Genomic DNA, 303 nt, shown 5'->3' with positions numbered 1-303 from the left:
GCTACCATCATCAAGTCTGCCAACTCATCTACGATTACCACAATGAGAGGAAGTGGAATCTGTTTTTCTTCTGAACGGCTATTAAATTCTTCGACCTTCGCATTATAACCTTCTAAGTTTCGGACACCAATTTGGCTAAACAACTCATAGCGTTTCTCCATTTCATCCACTACTTTTTGAAGAGCTCGAGCAGCCTTGCGTGGGTTGGTCACAACGGGAATCAATAGGTGGGGAATATCATTATAGACCGATAATTCGACCATTTTGGGGTCAATCATCATGAACTTAACTTGATCTGGACCA

General features: G+C 41.9%; 1 protein-coding gene. It reads right to left on the bottom strand.

Annotation, left to right across the window (positions count from 1 at the left end; translation table 11 throughout):
- Nucleotides 1-303 (bottom strand): FtsK/SpoIIIE domain-containing protein (locus tag C1G53_RS11180; RefSeq protein WP_161941425.1); only part of this gene is annotated, 303 nt, incomplete at both ends.

Source organism: Streptococcus suis (assembly GCF_002960445.1).
Lineage (GTDB): Bacteria > Bacillota > Bacilli > Lactobacillales > Streptococcaceae > Streptococcus > Streptococcus hyiners.
The sequence above is the reverse complement of the archived record's forward strand: the minus strand, read 5'-3'. Positions and strand labels throughout refer to the sequence as shown.